The organism is Thermodesulfovibrio sp. TK500a, from assembly GCF_055381765.1.
This window is the reverse complement of the sequence record NZ_AP041606.1, coordinates 1,412,605-1,432,132: the sequence shown is the minus strand read 5'-3', so window position 1 is coordinate 1,432,132 and position 19,528 is coordinate 1,412,605. Positions and strand designations below refer to the sequence as shown.

The 19,528-nt window shown below is 38.2% G+C and carries 16 protein-coding genes and 1 tRNA gene; 12 read left to right on the top strand and 5 right to left on the bottom strand.

Features of this window, described 5'->3' with window-relative positions; translation table 11 throughout:
• Window positions 1–43: 43 nt before the first annotated feature.
• Window positions 44–1,660 carry a phosphohexomutase domain-containing protein gene (locus ACZ430_RS07530; RefSeq protein WP_297209280.1) on the bottom strand — a complete coding sequence of 539 codons (1,617 nt, stop codon included), beginning with the start codon at window positions 1,658–1,660 and terminating at the stop codon, window positions 44–46.
• Window positions 1,661–1,789: 129 nt separating this feature from the next.
• On the opposite strand from ACZ430_RS07530, the gene ACZ430_RS07525 reads away from it, so the two are divergent.
• The 8 genes from ACZ430_RS07525 (at window position 1,790) to ACZ430_RS07490 (ending at window position 9,252) form a co-directional block, all read left to right on the top strand.
• A complete protein-coding gene (locus ACZ430_RS07525; protein ID WP_297209282.1) occupies window positions 1,790–2,365 on the top strand; it encodes a TetR/AcrR family transcriptional regulator in 576 nt (191 codons plus the stop codon).
• The gene (locus tag ACZ430_RS07520) at window positions 2,365–3,681 is read left to right on the top strand and encodes a TolC family protein (RefSeq protein ID WP_297209285.1); all 1,317 of its coding nucleotides are present in this window, start codon (window positions 2,365–2,367) and stop codon (window positions 3,679–3,681) included. The genes ACZ430_RS07525 and ACZ430_RS07520 overlap by 1 nt, the downstream gene beginning before the upstream one ends.
• A complete protein-coding gene (locus ACZ430_RS07515) occupies window positions 3,681–4,775 on the top strand; it encodes an HlyD family secretion protein (protein WP_297209288.1) in 1,095 nt (364 codons plus the stop codon). Before ACZ430_RS07520 ends, ACZ430_RS07515 begins: the two co-directional genes overlap by 1 nt.
• Window positions 4,772–6,046, top strand: a complete 1,275-nt coding sequence (locus ACZ430_RS07510; protein WP_464910493.1) for a TolC family protein — start codon at window positions 4,772–4,774, stop codon at window positions 6,044–6,046. The genes ACZ430_RS07515 and ACZ430_RS07510 overlap by 4 nt, the downstream gene beginning before the upstream one ends.
• Window positions 6,043–7,206, top strand: coding sequence for an efflux RND transporter periplasmic adaptor subunit (locus ACZ430_RS07505; protein ID WP_464910492.1), 1,164 nt, complete (start codon window positions 6,043–6,045; stop codon window positions 7,204–7,206). Before ACZ430_RS07510 ends, ACZ430_RS07505 begins: the two co-directional genes overlap by 4 nt.
• Before the next feature lie 3 nt (window positions 7,207–7,209).
• Window positions 7,210–7,914, top strand: a complete 705-nt coding sequence (locus ACZ430_RS07500) for an ABC transporter ATP-binding protein (protein ID WP_297209298.1) — start codon at window positions 7,210–7,212, stop codon at window positions 7,912–7,914.
• Entirely contained in the window at window positions 7,911–9,140 is a 1,230-nt protein-coding gene (locus ACZ430_RS07495) for an ABC transporter permease (RefSeq protein ID WP_297209302.1), read from the top strand. The genes ACZ430_RS07500 and ACZ430_RS07495 overlap by 4 nt, the downstream gene beginning before the upstream one ends.
• 24 nt (window positions 9,141–9,164) lie before the next feature.
• Window positions 9,165–9,252 (top strand) — tRNA-Ser (locus ACZ430_RS07490).
• Here the strand turns inward: ACZ430_RS07490 and glmM are convergent.
• The 4 genes from glmM to ACZ430_RS07470 are packed head-to-tail and all read right to left on the bottom strand — an operon-like array spanning window position 9,234 to window position 12,622.
• Window positions 9,234–10,616 carry a phosphoglucosamine mutase gene (gene glmM, locus ACZ430_RS07485; protein ID WP_440871028.1) on the bottom strand — a complete coding sequence of 461 codons (1,383 nt, stop codon included), beginning with the start codon at window positions 10,614–10,616 and terminating at the stop codon, window positions 9,234–9,236. The genes ACZ430_RS07490 and glmM overlap by 19 nt on opposite strands.
• Window positions 10,613–11,266, bottom strand: a complete 654-nt coding sequence (locus ACZ430_RS07480) for a CdaR family protein (RefSeq protein WP_297209308.1) — start codon at window positions 11,264–11,266, stop codon at window positions 10,613–10,615. Before ACZ430_RS07480 ends, glmM begins: the two co-directional genes overlap by 4 nt.
• On the bottom strand, window positions 11,263–12,030 hold the full coding sequence (gene cdaA, locus ACZ430_RS07475) for a diadenylate cyclase CdaA (protein ID WP_297209311.1): 768 nt from the start codon (window positions 12,028–12,030) through the stop codon (window positions 11,263–11,265). Before cdaA ends, ACZ430_RS07480 begins: the two co-directional genes overlap by 4 nt.
• 1 nt (window position 12,031) lies before the next feature.
• Window positions 12,032–12,622 carry a SurA N-terminal domain-containing protein gene (locus tag ACZ430_RS07470; RefSeq protein ID WP_297209314.1) on the bottom strand — a complete coding sequence of 197 codons (591 nt, stop codon included), beginning with the start codon at window positions 12,620–12,622 and terminating at the stop codon, window positions 12,032–12,034.
• 111 nt (window positions 12,623–12,733) lie between these two features.
• Here ACZ430_RS07470 and ACZ430_RS07465 point away from each other — a divergent pair, with 111 nt between their 5' ends.
• From ACZ430_RS07465 to ACZ430_RS07450, 4 genes are all read left to right on the top strand, one after another.
• The gene (locus tag ACZ430_RS07465; RefSeq protein ID WP_297209315.1) at window positions 12,734–12,934 is read left to right on the top strand and encodes an FmdB family zinc ribbon protein; all 201 of its coding nucleotides are present in this window, start codon (window positions 12,734–12,736) and stop codon (window positions 12,932–12,934) included.
• Between the two features lie 62 nt (window positions 12,935–12,996).
• Window positions 12,997–15,474 carry a DNA gyrase subunit A gene (gene gyrA / locus ACZ430_RS07460; RefSeq protein ID WP_297209318.1) on the top strand — a complete coding sequence of 826 codons (2,478 nt, stop codon included), beginning with the start codon at window positions 12,997–12,999 and terminating at the stop codon, window positions 15,472–15,474.
• Complete coding sequence (locus ACZ430_RS07455; protein WP_297209321.1) at window positions 15,461–18,157, top strand: bifunctional acetate--CoA ligase family protein/GNAT family N-acetyltransferase; 2,697 nt, start codon at window positions 15,461–15,463, stop codon at window positions 18,155–18,157. Before gyrA ends, ACZ430_RS07455 begins: the two co-directional genes overlap by 14 nt.
• A complete protein-coding gene (locus ACZ430_RS07450; protein ID WP_297209324.1) occupies window positions 18,154–19,503 on the top strand; it encodes a sigma-54-dependent transcriptional regulator in 1,350 nt (449 codons plus the stop codon). The genes ACZ430_RS07455 and ACZ430_RS07450 overlap by 4 nt, the downstream gene beginning before the upstream one ends.
• The last annotated feature ends 25 nt before the right edge of the window (window positions 19,504–19,528 follow it).

The window sequence follows — 19,528 nt, the reverse complement described above, 5'->3', positions numbered from 1 at the left end:
TTATTTTATAGCATTTATCAAAACCAAATTTCAATGAAAACATTTAAAGAAGGCATTGAATCCCCATGGCACATATTTTTTTCGTCAGCTCTACAGCACCCTCTATGAGCAGCTTTGCCTCTTCTTGTTTTTTTGTCTCCACGTATATACGAATTTTAGGCTCTGTGCCAGATGGCCTTATCATAAGCCAAGACTGGTCGTCAAAAACTATCTTTACGCCATCGATACTATTAATTGAGGAAATCCTTTTTTCAATAGAACCAATCTTAAAGAACTCTCCTGGTTTAAAATGCTCTGCCAAAGCATGAATGTCCTCTTTAATTTGAGGACTGAACTGTTCTCGAGGTATCTCAATGCCTGTTCTGTCTGAATAAAATCTCCCATATTTTTTCTCTATTTCCTCTAAGTAGTCACTAAGCCTTGTTTGAAAAGAGGCAAGCATTTCAAGGGCAAGCAATACTCCCATCATGGCATCTTTCTCTAAAGTATGGTTTTGAATGGTAATACCATCTGATTCTTCAAAAGCAACTACAGCCTTTTTTTGAGAATTTTCAAGAAGATAGGGTCTGAAATTCTTGAAACCCACTTTTGTTTCAATTACCTCCACACCAGCTTGTTGTGCTATTGCATTTACGAAATTGCTCGTTCCCACACTCTTTGCCACAATTCCTCTAAGCCCTTTGTAATTGTAGAGATAATGAAAAGCCATAGCACCAAAGTAGTTCATTGGAATTTGTCTATTTAAATCGGCAAACCTTACTCTATCACCATCTGGGTCAATTATGGCACAAAAACCAAGCTTATCCTCTTTAAGATGAGAGAGAGCAAGTTTTAGATTTTCTTCGTTAGGTTCAGGTGAAAGCCCTTCAAAAAGAGGGTCATCCTCTCTTCTAAGGCAAATAAAAGTTCCTGGTTTTAGAGAGAGTATTCTTGCCAATTTACCTCTTGTGGCACCATGCATGTGGTCAATGGCTATTGATGTGGCTCGGTGAGTTAAAAAACTCTTTATTTTATCAAGGTCAATGGTCTGCCTCTTTCTTATGAAATCAATGTATAGAGAAGTTGTATCTATCCTATTAATTGTCTTAATATCATAAGGCTTGATTGTTTCGGCTTTCTTCATGATTTCATTGGCAAGCATCTCTACAGGCTTAGTAAGTTCCTCAGAAGCAGGACCTCCATCAGAGGGATTTAGCTTTAAGCCTCCATAATTGGGAGGATTATGGCTTGGAGTTAAGTTTATTGATGCAGCGGCAGATAATTCTACTACAGCAGCAGAAAACTCTGGTGTAGAGGCTTCTCCGGCATAGTAACATTTTACTCCTTCCCTCTGTAAAACTCCCATTACTTCAAAGGCAAAATCCTCTCCCAGCATCCTGTTATCATGTCCAACAATAATACCTCTTTCTCTAAATTCATTGAAAGAAGTTACACCGAATGAATTAAGAACTACTCTGTCTTCAGCCTTTACAACCTCAACAATGGCTTGCGTAAGCACTCTAACATTTTGCATAGTGAAATCTGAACCAATCTCTCCACGCCAGCCAGAAGTCCCAAATCTAATTACAGCTGGTTCAGTGTTTTCCCTTGCCAACTTCTCAATATCTTTCAGCAGATATCTTTTATCCTTGGGATTTCTTAGAATTTCTCGCCATAACATAGAAGCCTTCATAAAAAACTCCTTGAGATTTTTATTCATTATATCTTGTAGGCATTTACAAAATCAAAATATAAACATAGAATTCCTTGACATGTGTCAGTTAATTTGATTATGTTAGTATTTACTACCATGCCAAGCACGAAAAACAGGATATTGAGGTCAGCCTTAAAACTTTTCTCTCAAAAAGGATATCTTGGAACAACTACAAAAGATATCTCAAAAGAGGCAGGAGTTGCAGAAGTTACTCTTTTTCGTTACTTTAGCTCTAAAGAAAAACTATTCATTGAAGTTCTAAAAAGCCAGTCGTTCTTACCAACCCTAAAAGACCTTCTTCCTTCACTGAGAGAGATGGAATACAGAGATGCCCTTCTAACTACTGCAGATTATTATCTCAAACTTCTAAGAAAGAAAAAAGACCTAATATGCATAATGCATACGGAAATGTTTCAATATCCCGAGGAGATAAGGAACATTCACAGTAAAATTATAGAGGATGTCTATGATGTCTTCTCTTCATATCTTGAATTTCAAAAAAAACAAGGCCAAATAAGAGAGGATATTGATATAAGATACGCATCCCTATCCTTCTTTGGAATGCTTTTCAGTCTATTTATAAAAAAGCTAATTCTCAAAAAAAGAATTGATATTAAAAAAGCTTCCAAGTCTTGTATTGAAATATTTTACGAAGGCACAAGGAGGATTTAATGAAAATTAGAATACTCTTTTTATTGCTGACGATAGTTAGCATAGCTGTAAATTCCTTTGCTGAAGAAAAATTGACCATATACGACGTATTTTCTCTTGCACTGAAAAAGGCAGAAAAGATAAGAATTGCCGAAGAAAATATACGAATTTCAGAAGAAGGCACTTATAAAGCTCTGGCAGGACTTCTACCTACTGTTACAGCCTTTGGAAAGTATACAGAATACAGCGAGTCAAAAATTGTAAACACTCAAATAATACAACCCGACAGAAACAAACTATGGGGGCTTACTGTTGAAGAGAAGCTATCTCTGGGAGGCAGGGAGTTCATAGCTTTCTTTTCATCAAAGGATAATCTAAAAAAGACAGAAGCTGAAGTTACCTCCTTTAAAGAGCAGTATCTACTCAAAGTCGCACAGGATACATATTTTTATCTCAAGACAAAAAGAGCTGTCGAGATTGCTCAGGCAAATGTTGAAAGACTAAAAAAACATAGAGATGCAGCTAAAATACGGCTGAAGGTTGGCGAAGTCACAAAGACTGATTTATTAAGGGCAGAAGCTGAGTTAAGCGGAGCAGAAGCTGAGCTTATCTCTGCTAAAAATTCTCTCAAAGTTGCTAAGTCCACTTTAGCAAAAAATGCCGGCATTGATGGAGATTTCGAAATAGTTGAACAGAAATTAAACGACCCCTATTTTAATCTTCCCCTTGAAAACATAAAAGCTTTTGCAAAAGAACAAAGACAAGAGATAATTGCCGCCTCTCTGGCAAAAGATATAGCTAAAAAAAATGTATCCTATGCCATTGGTTCCTTTTTTCCCTATCTGAGTCTTTCTGCTACATATCAGAAACTTGACCAAGACCCTTCAAATCAATTCACAAACAGAGAGTCAAAATATGCCATTGCATCACTCAATTTTCCCATATTTGAAGGAGGATTGAGACGGGCTGAGGTAGGTGAAGCAAAAGCTAAACTAAGGCAGGCGGAACTTCAGTATGAAGACACTGTGAAAGAGATATTTTTAGATGTCGAATTGGCTTATCATAACTATCTTACCTACAGAGACACTATTAAATCCCTTGAAGATGAAGTAGCATATGCCAGAGAGAATTTCAATTCTGTCTCAAAGCAATACAACTATGGTCTTGCAAACAGTATAGATGTGACCGATGCAAACACATTTCTTGTGACCGCAGAAAAAAAATTAACCGAAGCTCAATACAACTATCAACTTGCCATATTAAGACTCAGACAGGCTACAGGTGTGCTAATGAAGGCTTTTGTCAACAAAGAAATACTTGCACAGGAAAGTAAATAATGAGTTTTTTAAAATCTATCGATAAATTTAAAAATTCAAAAAAAATTAAAATTGCCATTCTTATAGTCACAACAATTGTGGCATTAATTTTTATGGCAGTAGAAATTTACTACTACATAGTATACGAAAGAACAGACGATGCCTATGTGGAAGGAACAATAGTACCGATTTCTCCTCAAGTTTCCGGCAAAGTCGTTAAAGTCTATGTAGACTACAATCAGAGTGTTAAAAAAGGAGAGCCCCTTGTTGAAATTGAAAGCAATGACTATGCTGCAGAACTTGCAGTAAAGAAATCTGAGGTAAACACCTTAATAGCACAACAAAGAGAGATTGAATCATCTCTTAGAGAAGCTCAGGCCAAAATGAGTTCTGCCGAAGCAAGTCTTCAAGCAGCTCGGGCGCAGAGGGTTCTTGCAGAGAGAGACTATGAAAGAATAAAAGAACTTTTCAGAGAAGACCTCGTATCAAAAAGCAGATTTGACTCTGCTGAAGCATCTCTTAAAGTTGCAATCGCACAGGAGAAATCAGCCGAAGCCCGACTAAAAGAAGCTGAGACAGCTGTGCAAACCCTATCGGCAAAACTAAAAACTCAGGCATATCAAATTGATAAAGCTCAGGCAGAGTTAAAATTAGCAGATATAAATCTGAAAAGAACAATTATTTATGCTCCTATCGACGGCCGAATTGCAAAAAAAAATGTTGAGGTAGGCCAGTATGTCAGAACAGGTCAGCTTCTTATGGCTGTAGTAGATGAGCAAAGCATTTGGATTGGAGCAAATTTCAAAGAAACGCAAATAGAAAAAATGAGGGTGGGACAACCGGTAAAGATTAAAGTTGATGCCTATCCTGGAAAGGTTTTCAAAGGCCACGTGGCAAGCTTTCAGCCAGGAACAGGTGCTGTCTTCAGTCTTTTTCCACCTGAAAATGCAACAGGAAATTTTGTTAAAGTTGTTCAACGAATACCTGTAAGGATAATAATCGATTCAAACTTTGACCCAAACTACCCCCTTTGGCCAGGAATGTCAGTTATTCCCTATGTAGATGTAACAGTAAACAAAGGAACAAAAATAAGGGAACTGATGGATAAAAAATGAAAATCTCTCCTATACGCACAACAATATTCTTAATTCTGGTAATCATTTCTCTATTAACTCCTAAAGTTTCATTTAGCAGCCAGTTATATTCACTGTCTGACTGTATTGAAATAGCGTTAAAAGGTAACCCTGAATTGCTCGCCTCAAAGGAACAACTAAACAAAAGCTTATTTAAGATAGGAGAGGCTCGCTCTGGTTATTTTCCCGAAATTGACCTTACTGTTGGCTATCAGAGAAGTTATCAAGATTCTCGAACAAGGGAAGACTACTACTCAAAAAACTATTCTGGGCAGCTAAGCTTAAGCCAGACTCTTTTTGACTTTGGAAAGACTTCCACAAAAGTAGATATTCAAAAGGAACTTTACAAAGCCACAGAAGCACAGGATAGAGATACCATTTTAGGAGTAGTCTATAATGTCAAAGCAGCATACTTCAATCTGCTGAAAGCAAAAAAAGCAAAGGAAACAGCTCAGGAGGTTTTAAAACAGGCACAAAAGCATCTTGACCTTGCAAAAGGTTTTTATGAGGTAGGACTGAAGCCAAAAATTGAGGTAACAAAAGCAGAAGTCGAAGTTAGTAATGCAAAGCTAAGTCTAATCTCTGCTGAAAAAGGCTTAAGGCAAGCACTCTTAAGTCTAAAAGTTGCCATGGGAGTTGTATTTATGGCAGACTTCGATATAAAAGAAGAAGAATACGCAGTGAGAAAACTGGAAGAAAAAGAGGCTTTAGAAATAGCTTTACAGAGAAATCCGCAACTTCAGAATATTAAATTCAACAAAAATGCAGCCTTACAAACAGAGGACTTGGTAAAAAAAGAATATCTTCCAATGTTTACAGGCACAGGAAAATACAGCTACACCGGCGAAGACTTTCCACTTAACAAAGGCTGGAGTTTGCTTATTCAGCTAAACATGCCTATTTTTAGTGGATGGTCTACAACTTACAAACTTAAACAGGCAAAGGCAGACACTGCCTATTATCAAAACAAAGAAGAGGCCTTAAAACAACAGATTGCTTCGCAGATTAAAACTCTATTTGTTCAGCTTAACGAGGCAAAGCAGAAGATAGATACTTTAAAAGTTACTCTGAGACAGGCAAAAGAAAATCTTGACCTTGCCATGGGCAGATATGAGGTTGGAGTTGGTAGTTCCATTGAAGTTGTAGATGCAATAGTTCTTTACGAGCAGACAAACACTCAATACTGGCAGGCAGTCTATGATTATAACGTAACTTATGCAGAAATAGAAAAAATAACAGGAATGGAGAGATGAAAAAAAAGAGAAAGATAATACTAATCGGAGCATTAACCCTTCTAATTTTAACAGGCCTATCGATTTTTTTCCTTACCAGTTCAAAAAAATCAGAATTCAAAACTCTAAAGGTTCAGCGAGGACAGATAATTCAGAGGGTAACAGCCACAGGAAATGTAAATCCCGTTACAACAATAATAGTTGGAACAAGAGTATCCGGAACTATTGTAGCTCTCTATGCTGACTACAACTCGCAGGTAAAAAAGGGACAGTTGATTGCCCAGATAGACCCTACACCATTTGAAAATGAGCTAAAACAGTCCGAGGCTGAAGTTTTAAACTCAAAGGCAGCTCTTTTCAAAGCGGAGGTTACTTTAAAAGATTCTGAAAGAACATTCAAAAGAAAGCAAGAACTCTTCAAGAGAGACCTTATAGCCAGAAGCGAACTTGATGATGCTGAGACAGCTTTAAATACTGCCAAGGCTCAGTATGAAATAGCTAAGGCGCAGCTTAAAAAGGCAGAGGCAGGATTAAGACAGGCTCAAACCAATCTTGGTTATACAAGAATTGTCTCGCCTGTTACAGGTGTAGTAATAGCAAAAAATGTTGAAGTAGGTCAGACAGTAGCTGCAAGTTTCCAGACACCCACTCTTTTTACAATTGCACCAGACCTCACAAAAATGCAAGTAGATACAAACGTAGATGAAGCGGATATTTCAAAAATAAAAGTTGGTATGGAAGCAGAGTTTACAGTAGATGCTTATCCTGAAAGAAAATTTAAGGGAGTAGTGTCTCAGATAAGACTTTCGCCTACTATCACTCAAAATGTGGTTACCTATAATGTTGTTATATCCTTTGATAACTCTCAGATGATGCTAAAACCTGGCATGACAGCAAATGTTACCTTTGTTGTGGAGAGCAAAAAAGACATACTGAAAATTCCAAATGCTGCTTTGAGGTTTAAGATGCCTGGTAGCACCCCAACAAAACAACAGGGAGTATGGGTAATGAGAAGTGGAAAGCCTGTAAGGATAAACATAAAAACCGGCGTAAGTGACGGTGAATGGTCAGAGGTTTTAGAGGGAGATATCAAAGAGGGTGAAGAAGTGATTGTAGACGTGGGTGGAACTCAAAAAAAAGGCCAGTCTCAATCATCTCCTCGGCCTCCGGTAAGATTTTAAAAAATGCCTCTCATAAAGATTGAAAAAGTTACAAAGATTTACAGATTTGGAGAGCAGGAACTAAAGGTTCTTGAAGACGTGTCAGTAGAAATTGAAAAAGGAGAATTTCTCTGCATTATGGGACCTTCTGGTTCAGGCAAGTCCACCTTCATGAACATATTAGGCTGTCTTGATACTCCAACATCGGGCAGATATTATCTTGACAGCATAGATGTATCTACCTTCGGAGCTAATGAACTTGCCGAGATAAGAAATAAAAAAATAGGCTTTGTTTTCCAACAGTTTAATCTCCTTCCAAGAGCAACAGCTGTGGAAAATGTTGAGTTACCTCTCATTTATGCAGGCGTTCCTTACAAGGAAAGAAGAGAACGAGCAAAAGACATGCTTGCCCAAGTAGGACTTGCTGAGAGAGTCAATCACTATCCAAAACAGTTAAGCGGAGGACAGCAGCAGAGAGTTGCTATAGCAAGGGCTCTTGTAAATTCTCCTTCCATCATTCTTGCCGATGAACCTACAGGCAATCTCGACTCAAAATCAAGTCTTGAAATAATGGAAATATTCAAAAGATTAAATGAAGAACAGGGCTTGACTACAATTATTGTAACCCATGAGCCTGATATTGCATCTTTTGGAAGGAGGCAGATAAGATTTCTTGACGGAAAAATTGTTTGCGATTCCGCTGTTTGCACAATGGAGGAGAAAAAATGATATCAATCTCTTCAATAATAAACATTGCACTCCGGTCACTCATTGTAAACAAAATGAGAACTTTCCTTGCAATTCTTGGCATAATAATCGGCGTTGGAGCAGTTGTAACGATGGTTGCAGTGGGAAGTGGTGCAAGCAAGAAAATATCGCAACAGATAGCAAGCATAGGGAGCAATCTAATCCTCATATTACCGGGCGCAACTACTCAAGGCGGCTTAAGAATGGGACACGGAACTCAGCAGACTTTAACCTTCTCCGATGCAGAGGCTATCGCAAAAGAATGTCCTGCTGTAGTATCTGTAGCACCTGTAATATCAGGAACAGCTCAAGTTGTCTTTGGCAATCAGAATTGGTCAACAGGCATTATGGGAACTACTCCAGATATGGTCATAGTCAGAGAGTGGGAAGTAGTATCGGGAAGATTTATCAATGAACAGGATGTAAGGAGTGGAACAAAGGTGGCTGTTATAGGACAAACAGTGGCGGAGAAACTTTTTGGAGAGCTTGAACCTATTGGGAAGGTAATAAGAATAAAAAAGATACCTTTCGAAGTAGTAGGGCTACTTGAGAAAAAGGGTCAGACATTTACTGGTCAAGACCAGGATGACATCATTTATGTGCCTATCTCTACGGCACAACGGACTCTTTTCGGACAAACCCTTCCCGGAAGAGTAAGGCTAATATATGCTAAAGCAGCAGACTTAGAGAGCATTCAACAGGCAACAGAGCAGATTAGGACACTCCTCAGACAGAGACACAGAATTGGACCAAATCAAGAGGATGATTTTACAGTTATGGATTTAACGCAGATGCTTAAAGCAGCAGAGGAATCAACAAAAACAATGTCTATACTACTTGGAGCAATAGCCTCTGTGTCATTACTTGTAGGCGGAATAGGGATTATGAACATAATGCTTGTGTCTGTCACAGAGAGGACAAGAGAAATAGGAATAAGGATGGCCGTAGGTGCAAAACCAAAGGACATAAGAATGCAGTTTCTCATCGAAGCCCTTTTTCTCACCACCATAGGAGGTCTATTCGGACTATTGTTGGGAATTGCAGGCTCGCTCATTGTTTCATCGATAATGCAATGGCCTATCAGTATCTCTGTTTTTTCTGCCCTTATTGCTTTTGTCTTTTCAGCCTTTGTGGGAGTTTTCTTTGGTTTTTATCCTGCCTATAAGGCTTCCATTCTCAATCCTATCGAAGCCTTAAGATACGAATGAATTCTGTGATATAATAAAAAATCTGGAGAGGTGGCCGAGTGGTTTAAGGCGGCGGTCTTGAAAACCGCTGTGGGGGATAACCTCACCGGGGGTTCAAATCCCTCCCTCTCCGCTCTTCTTTCTAATCTCTTCATAAGCAATGGTCTCTATTTCCTTAAGAGCTTCTTCCACTTTCTGTAAATTTTCTCCTTCAGTCATTATTCTTATTTTAGGCTCTGTCCCTGAGGGTCTTATCAGTATTCTTCCATTAATCTTCTTTTCTAATGAAGAAGCTATGCTGTAAAGCTTTCTGAGAACAGGCTCAACTGCCCCTTTTGATAGATTTTCAGGTATTCTTATATTTCGAAGAATTTGAGGATATCGGGGAATTTCTTTAACAAGCTCACTTAGAGGAATCTGATTTTTCTTGACTATATGAGCCATCTGAACAGCTGTAATAGCACCATCTCCTGTGCATGTATAATCCATACACACTATATGGCCTGACTGCTCACCTCCAAGATTATATCCGCCTTTGAGCATTTCTTCTACCACGTATTTATCGCCTACCTTTGTTCGTATCAGTCTAATTCCGGATGATTTAAGATAGTTTTCAACACCCATATTGGTCATTACCGTTGCAACGACTGTATTTTTTCTCAACTTCTTTTCTTTCTTTAGCTCTCCAGCTAACACAGTTAGAATCAAGTCTCCATCTATTATATTTCCCTTCTCATCTACGAGAATTGTTCTGTCTGCGTCTCCGTCATGGGCAATTCCGATATCAGCACCGGTTTGCTTGACTTTCTCGATAAGCGAATCTGGATAGAGAGCTCCGCATTCCTTGTTTATATTTAACCCATCTGGTTTGTCATTTATAGAAATAACTTCCGCACCCAGTTCATGAAACAGAATGGGAGTTATCTTATAGGCTGCACCATTAGCAGGGTCAATTACAACTTTTAAACCTTCAAGATTTGCGTCTCTTGGAAGAGTTGATTTAACGAACTCAACATATCTTCCCTGGGCATCTTCAATTCTGAAAGCTTTGCCTAATTCCTTGGCTGACGGTCTTTTAGAAGGGAAATCTTTAGCCTCTATCAGGCTTTCCATCTCTTTCTCTAACTCCTCTGTAAGTTTAAAACCGTTGTTGGAGAATATTTTTATACCATTGTCACTGTAGGGATTATGCGATGCAGATATTACAATTCCTGCATCAGCCCGCATACTCTTTACTAAAAAAGCTATAGCAGGCGTTGGAATCGGACCAAGTAAATATACATCTCCTCCCATTGACGTAATACCCGCTGTGAGAGAGGCTTCAATTACATATCCAGAAATTCTTGTATCCTTGCCTATTAGAATTTTTGGCTTGTGTGATAAATTTCTTCTAAGTAAAAAACACAAAGCCATCCCCACTTTCAAGCAAATCTCTGGTGTTATCGGATGGCTATTTATAGTTCCTCTTATTCCGTCTGTTCCGAATAAACCCATCAGTGCCTCCTTAATCTTACCGTTACATTAACCGTGTCTTTCTCTGCTCTGAATATCTTACCCTCAGGGTCAATTTTTGCCTGAATGGTAAGATTATTGTTTAAGCCCTCTATATCAATGGGCTCTGTTTTTATGATTCTTATCCTGTCTAACTCTCTCTTTGCTCCCTCTATGGAGATGTTTGAAGGAGTAACCTCAACTGAATCTATCACAAAGCCTTTTTCAGGTTTGCCTGTAATAACAGCTTTCACGGGAATGTTTTTCTGCTCTTTTTTGTCTACAAAAAGCTTTACTGTTGATGGGTCAATTCTCAGAATTTCAACTCCTCTCGGCAGTTTAACCGAAGACTTGGTTATGGGAATAGAGTTTTCTCCGAGCTTAACATTGGAAATATCAACAATAACTCTCACATCGTTTTGGGCGATATCTTTAAGAATTCGCTCTCTTGCCGAGATGGAAACAGTTATTTTCCTCACACTTTGCCTTAGAACTTCCATTTCAGCGGGAGTATTTTTAAGCTCTAAGGGAACTTCAATAGATGTCTCTGTTTGTCCCTTAAACGTAACAAAAAACCAGAGAAATAAAGAAATCATTATTGAGATAACCTTTATAGCCGTATTCTCTGTAAGCATTTTTCTCATAAATCTATTCATTTCTTATCTCTCTCAGCAGTGAACAGATTGGTAAGTCTTTGCCTTAGTTTTTCCATATCAAGATTACCTTCAAGCTTTCCGTGAACGGCAAGTGAGATAGAACCTGTCTCCTCAGAAATTATAACCGCAACAGCATCTGTCTCTTCAGTTATGCCAAGGGCTGCTCTGTGTCTTGTTCCGTAAGTCTTTCTTAAATCTGCTCCAAGTTTAATAGGCAAGAAACATCCAGCAGCAAGGAGTCTGTTTCCCTTTATTATCACAGCACCGTCATGTATCGGACTTGTAGGATGAAAAATGCTCATTAAAAGTTCTTTTGTGACTCTTGCATCTAAAGGAACACCGATTTCAATATACTCTGCCAGACTTACATCTCTCTCGAAGACAATTAAAGCACCGATTTTTTTATTAGCAAGAGTTTGGGAGGCTTTAACAATTTCCTCTATGGTTTTCATCTCCTCGGCAGAGCTAAATCTGTGAAATAGGGGAGTTTCTCCCATCTGGGCAAGGGCTTTTCTTATTTCAGGTTGAAAAAGAATAATAAGAACAATAACTATTTGCGTCCAGAAGCTCTGAATGAGCCAGTCGAGAGTGTATAATTCAAGAAATCTTGAAAGCAAAGAAAGTCCAAGTAAAACACCCACTCCTATCAGCATCCGTGCTGCCCTTGTGCCCTTGACAAGAAGAAAGATTTTATAAATGATGTAAGATACTATGACAATGTCAATCAGATCCTGCCATCTGAGTTGACTGATAAATCTCTCCATTCTAAGATAACGCCTCTTTGTTAATCTTAATCTTCATCTTGCTTTTAACCGCATTAAGATATGCTTTAATATAGGCCTCATCAGAAATTTCGCTTTCGCCCTTTGAGGAAGCAATTACCTGAAGAGTTTTGCCTATAGTGATATTTCTCTTAAGAGAAGCTTCATACTGTGCTGGATTGAGTCTATTAAGCTTCAGAATCTGAAAGTAGATATCTTTCTGAAAAACACCGTTCCTCATAAATCTTGGGTCATTTACTATGGCATCCTGTATCTCTCTTTCAGTTGCCTCTATATTATATTTTTTGGCAAGCCAAAGCAAAACTTCTTCATTTATCAAATCTTCAAGGACTCTCTCCTTAAGGCCTTTTTCCATCTCGTCAGCTTTTTCTTTAAAAATTTCTCGATAAAATCTTCTTATTTCCTCATAATTTCTCCAGAATTTATCTGCGTATATCTTTTCTCCCTCTACTTCTGCGACATAATCTACCTTAGGTTTATCAACAGTGCCTACTCCCCAGAAAACAAAGGTTATGATTACAAGAAAAAACAAAAAATAGAAGTATTTGGCATTCTTTCTGAGAGTTTTAATCACCGATGCCTCCTTAGATTTTTATTGACACTATTTACTTTAAAAGAATTTTTAGCCTCAAGGCAAGCTATGATATAATAAAGATGCTGAAACTTTAATATTTGAGGTGATAGAATGCCCATATATGAGTATGTATGTAAAGGTTGTGGTGAAAATTTTGAAGTTCTTGTATTCGGAGAAAAAAAAATAAAATGTCCAAAATGTAGCTCTGAGGAAATATCAAAAAAACTTTCCTCCTTTTCTATGAAAGGTGTTCAAAAAGGTAATTCAGGCTGTTCCTCCTGCAAAGCCTCTTCATGCAGTAGTTGCAAATAATCTATGAAAAAAATCGTGTTTACTTAACTTAAACTTTTGCAAAAAATTTTCAGAGGTAAAGTATGTCAAATGTTTTAAAAGTTAATATTGAAGAAGAAATGAAAAGCAGCTACCTTGATTACGCAATGAGCGTAATCATAGGTAGAGCTCTTCCAGATGTTAGAGACGGACTTAAACCTGTTCAGAGAAGAATTCTCTATGCCATGTTTCGGGAAGGACTTCTCGCTGGTAAAAAGTATTCAAAATGTGCAGGCGTCGTTGGTGAAGTCTTAAAGAAGTATCATCCTCACGGAGACCAAGCAGTATACGATGCTTTGGTAAGGCTTGCACAAGATTTTAACATGCGATATCCCCTTATTGATGGCCAGGGCAATTATGGTTCTATCGACGGGGACCCTCCAGCTGCATATCGTTATACAGAGGCAAGACTTACAAAGATAGCAGAAGAACTTCTTCAGGATATTGATAAGGAAACGGTTCCATTTTCTCCTAACTTCGATGGCACAACAGAAGAACCTCTCGTTTTGCCAACCAGAATTCCCAATCTGCTAATAAATGGCTCTTCCGGTATAGCCGTCGGTATGGCAACTAATATTCCTCCTCATAATTTAACGGAGATTGTAAACGCTCTTCTGCTACTCCTCGAAAAACCTGAATCTTCTGTAGAAGAACTTATGGAAAGAGTAAAAGGACCGGACTTTCCAACGGGTGGAATAATTTATGGCACAGAAGGTATAAGAGAGCTCTACCTAACAGGAAGGGGACTAATAAAGATACGAGCAAAGGCAAAAATCGAAAGAGAAATAAAGGGTAAAAAGGGCAAAGAAGCCTCCTTATTCGAAGGAGAGACAGAGGGCAAATCTGTAAAAGAACGAATTGTAATAACAGAAATGCCCTATCAGGTAAACAAGGCAAGATTAATAGAGAAAATTGCCGAACTTGTTCGAGATAAAAAAATAGAGGGTATAACTGAAATCAGAGATGAGTCAAACAGAGAAGGCATCAGAGTAGTTCTTGAGATTAAAAGAGGAGAAATACCACAGGTTATTCTCAATAATCTCTACAAACACACTCAGATGGAAGTCACTTTCGGTGGAATAATGCTTTCTATAGTAGATGGACAGCCGAAAGTTTTAAGCCTTAAAGAAATGCTCGAGGAATTTCTCAAACACAGAAAAGATGTAGTTTTAAAGAGAACAGCCTTTGAACTCAGAAAAGCAGAACATCAAGCCCATATTCTTCTTGGATTAAAGATAGCAGTAGAAAATCTTGACGAAGTAATCTCCATAATCAGAAATTCAAAAAATTCAGAAGAAGCAAAGGCAAGACTCATAGAAAGATTCCCTCTGACAGAAATACAGGCTCAAGCTATTCTTGATATGAGACTGCACAGACTTACAGGTCTTGAAAGGGAAAAAATTATACAAGACTATGAAGCAATACTTAAAGAAATTGAAAAACTTAAAGCAATTTTAGAAAGTGAAGAACTTGTAAGAGGCATTATAAGAGATGAACTTAATGAAATAAAAGAAAAATATGGAGATGAGCGAAGAACTCAGATTGATATACAAACAATAGAGCTTAACCCTGAAGATTTTATACCTGAAGAAGACATGGTAATAACTCTCACTCATTTAGGCTATATTAAAAGAACTTCCCTCAACGACTACAGAAGCCAGAAGAGAGGTGGTAAGGGATTAACACCTATGGAGACTGTTTCAGAAGATTATCTTGAGGCGGTTTTAGTTGGTTCAACCCACGACCATATACTGTTTTTCAGTAACTACGGAAGAGTCTATTGCTTAAGGGTTCATCAGATACCAGAAGCAGGGAGGCTATCAAAAGGAAGAGCAATAGTTAATCTGTTACCAATTCAGGAAAGTGAAAAAATTACAACAGCCCTTGTTTGTAAAGACCTCGAAGAAGGATATCTCGCCATGTTTACGAAAAAGGGATTTGTAAAGAAAACCTCTCTTGAAGAGTTCAAAAACATTCGCAGTAGAGGAGTAATTGCAATAGAGCTTGAAGAGGAAGATGAGCTTATTTCAGTAAGAAAAACCAGTGGAGAGAGTCACCTTCTTATTGCAACCAAGCAGGGCATGTCAATAAGATTTGATGAAAGAGATGTAAGACCCATGGGACGTTCTGCCAGGGGTGTAATAGGTATCAGACTCGCAGAAAATGATGAGGTTGTCTCTGCAGACTTGGTCTCTCAAGACTCTTTTGTTTTCACTATTTCAGAGAGAGGTATTGGAAAGAGAACTCCTATAGAAGAATACCCTTTGCAAAGAAGAGCAGGGGTGGGAGTAATTAACATGAAGCTAAGCGAAAAAACAGGAAAGGTAGTAGCTTCTATGCAGGTTAAAGAAGAAGAGGAGATAATTCTTTGTAGTAGCAGTAAAATGATAAGACTTAAGGTATCAAATATTCCTTCTCAGGGAAGAAACACAATGGGAGTTAGACTGATTGACCTTGCACCTCAAGATGTCGTTGTAAGTGCTGGCAGAATATTAGAGGAGGAAGGGGATGTCAATATATAATCTCGAGTATTTTTTCAATCCCAAAAGGATAGCAGTTATAGGTGCAGATGATAAGCCAGGAACAATTGGTTACACGGTCTTCAGAAATCTCATCGGTGAAGGTTACAGAGGAATTGTTTATCCAGTAAATTCGAAGTATGACTCTGTTCAAGGTGTAGAAGCCTATAAGTCCTTAAGTGATATATCAAAAGACATAGACCTGGCCATAATATCAAAAGATTGTGATTCAAATATTATTGATACACTTGAAGAATGCGGGCAAAAAGGCGTCAAAGGTGTTGTTCTTTTCTGTCCAGATTTCAGAACAAAGGTTAAAGAAGCTATGCAGTTAGAGGAAAAAATCGAAGAAATACACAGAAGATACGGTTTTCGCCTCTTAGGTCCTAATACTTTAGGATTTATAAGACCTGGGTTAAATATAAACGCAAGTCTATTCAGAAGGAAACTGAACAAAGGAACAATTGCCCTAATTGCTCAGAGTGCAACGCTTTCTGTGGCATTGCTTGACAGAGCAGCAGATAAAAACATCGGTTTCAGCTATTTTGTTTCCTTAGGGTCAGATATTGATATAGACTGCGCTGACCTTATAGATTTTTTCGGCGTTGACCCTTCTACAAGGGCAATTGTCATATACATGCAGTCCATTAAGAATGGGCGCAAATTCATGACTTCCGCCCGTTCCTTTGCCTTTTCAAAGCCCATTGTTATTGTAAAATCTGGCAAATTCGTAGAGTCTCTTGAAATTGCTCTCACCCACTCAGGTCTTCTTGCAGGCGAAGATAAAGTTTACGATGCCGCTTTTAAAAGAGCAGGTGCTGTAAGAGTTGACGAAACCCTCGATATGTTCTACATTACCGAAACCCTATCAAAACAGAGAAGGCCAAGAGGTAAAAGGCTTGCAATAATCACTAATGCAGGTGCTCCAGCAATAACTGCTGTTGATAGTCTTCTTAAGCTCGGAGGAGAGCTCGCAGTGTTTTCTGAAGACACAACAAAGGAATTGGAGGGCAATGTGCCCACTCGTTACATCAGAAATCCTCTTGACCTTGTATCCGATGCCACTCCCTCTGACTATGAAAAGGCTCTTCGAATTGTTTTGAAAGATAGAAATGTAGATGCCGTTCTTGTTATGCTAACTCCCTCTCTCGGGGTCTCTCCTGAGCAAACAGCAGAGACAATTGCAAAAATAACAAAGGAAAATCCATATAAACCTGTGCTTACCAACTGGATGGGAGCAGAGTTAGTTAATGCAGGCAGGGAGATTTTAAATCGTTACGGAATTCCTACTTTTGTCACACCAGAACAAGCAGTAAGAACTTTTATGTATATGTATCGTTACGACTTCAACCTTAAACTTCTTCTTGAAACTCCTCAAACAATTCTTCAGGATGTGCAATTTCAGACAAATAAAGCAGAAGAAATAATAGAAAGAGCTGTAAACGAAGGAAGACCAATTCTAACCTTTTTTGAAGCCTCAGAAATTCTTAATGCCTACGGAATTCCCGTGATACTCACCAGAAAAGCAGACACAATCGATGAGCTTAAAAAAGCCATATCGGAAATAGGATATCCAATTGTTCTAAAGATAGATACACCTAAAATAATACATAAATTCAAAAAGGGTGGAGTTATCCTTGATGTGCGCGATGAACTTGAGGCAGTAGAGGGCTTTAAATGGCTCAAAAAAATTGCTGAACAACACGGCGATTCTACGGCATCAGTAATTATTCAGCCGATGGTTATTACCTATGGCTATGAAATTGCTGTAGGAGCAAAAAAAGACCCCACCTTCGGTGCTGTAGTATTGTTTGGAACGGGTGGAAATTTATTAGAAGCTCTTGAAGACTACTCAATCGGTCTTCCTCCATTAAATCAAACTCTCGCAAGACGACTTATGGAGGAGACAAAAATTTACAGATATCTAACGAAATATCCATACTATGAGGATGTTTTGAAAAGGCTTGAAGAGACCGTTGTAAGATTTTCCTATTTAATCTCCGATTTTCCACAGATTAAAGAGTTCGATATAAATCCACTTTTCATAACAGATTCGGAAATCTTTGCTTTGGACTGTAGCATAATTCTTGACAAAAGAGCGCCAAAGAAAAAAGCAATAGTAAAGGGAGAGTTCTGTCCTCCTCATCTGAGCATATGTCCCTATCCTGTGCATCTTTATAAAGAAGTTGAGTTAAAAGACGGAACAAAAGCCATAGTAAGACCTGTAAAAGCAGAAGACGAAACCCTCATCGCTAATCTTCTTGGTAGATGCACAGAGAGAACAATAAGCTTAAGATTCTTTCAGAGAGCAATAGACCTTCGACATGAAAACCTTGTAAAGTTCTGCCAAGTTGACTATGACAGAAACTTAGCCTTTGTATGTGTCGTTAGGGATGGAGAGGAAGAAAAGATAATTGGCGATGTGAGACTCTCTCGAGACCCCGATGGAGTGGACGCAGACATGGCTATTTTAGTGGAAGATGAATATCAAGGCAAAGGTGTAGGAAAGGCATTATGTAGCTACGCTATTGAAGTAGCAAAGGATTTAGGAGTAAAAAGAATCTGGATGGACATTCTACGTATCAACACCTATATGTTAGGTTTGGCTGAAAGATTAGGTTTCACAAGACATCATGTAGAAGAAGATAGTGTAAAAGTTTTACTGAATATTGAAAATAGTTCATGAGCGAAAGACTGCTTATAGCTGATGGAAATAGTAATCTGAGGGAAAATCTCAGTAACTATCTGCAAAAAGAAGGATTTATCGTTGACGGTGCATCAAATTTTCATCAAGCCCTAAACACTTATGCTTCCTATCTTCACGACCTTGCAATCATAGAGATAGAACTTCCCGACGGAGACGGAATAGAATTGGCAAGCAAGATTAAAACCCTTAATCCAAAAGTCAAAATTATTCTTACCACCTCCTATCCATCTATAAGCACGGCACTGAAAGCCATAAAAATTAAAGTGGAGGATTATCTAATAAAACCTTTTGTTTTTGATGAAATAAGAGTATCCTTAAGCAAATTGAGTGTTCTCCATGAGAAAGAAGAAAAACAGGAAAAGGTCTATTCCTTTAAAGAAAAAGATGAGATATTCTCAATAATTGGTGAGTCTGTAGAGATAAAACTGCTTTTCGAAAAAATAAAAAAAATAGCAAATACTCCAACAAATGTTCTTCTTCTCGGCGAGACAGGCACAGGCAAGGAATTATTTGCAAGAGCGATACATGAGTCAAGTTACAGAAAGAAAAAACCCTTTGTAGCCATAAACTGTGCAAGTCTCCCTGAGAATCTTCTTGAAAGTGAGCTTTTTGGTTTTATGAAAGGAGCTTTTACAGGAGCAACTTCTGACAAAAAAGGGTTGCTTGAAATAGCTGATGGTGGGACTGTTTTTCTCGATGAAATAGGAGATATTCCCCTCAGCCTTCAAGCAAAACTTTTAAGAGTATTAGAAGATAGAGAAATAAGACCCCTCGGCAGTGTAATAAGCAAAAAAGTTGACCTAAGATTTATATCTGCCACGAATAAAGATTTAATAGAAGCTGTTAAAGAGGGAAAATTCAGAGAGGATTTATTTTTCAGACTGAATGTAATAACGCTCAGCATACCTCCTTTAAGAGAAAGAGGAAGAGATATCGAAATTCTTGCCTATCATTTTATGCGAAAATTTGCGATAAAGATGGGAAAAACACTGAAAAAAATAGACCCCCGTGCACTGAAACTTCTTTACAAACATCCCTGGCCAGGAAACATAAGAGAGTTACAGAATGTTATTGAACAAGCAGTAGTTTTCTGTGAATCCGATACAATAATGCCCGAAGACTTGCCCGAGTATATTCAGAGCCCCGAGAAATTTCTTGATAGAGCCAAAGAAATACCCGTTCTTTCAATTGAAGAATATACAAAAGAGTTTATACTGAAATATCAATCCATATATACAGAGCAGGAATTGGCTGAAATGCTTGGTATTACAAGAAAGGCTCTATGGGAAAAGAGGAAGAAATGGGGAATCCCAAGGTCTTCTTAAATTTCAGAATCGCCAATCTGTTATA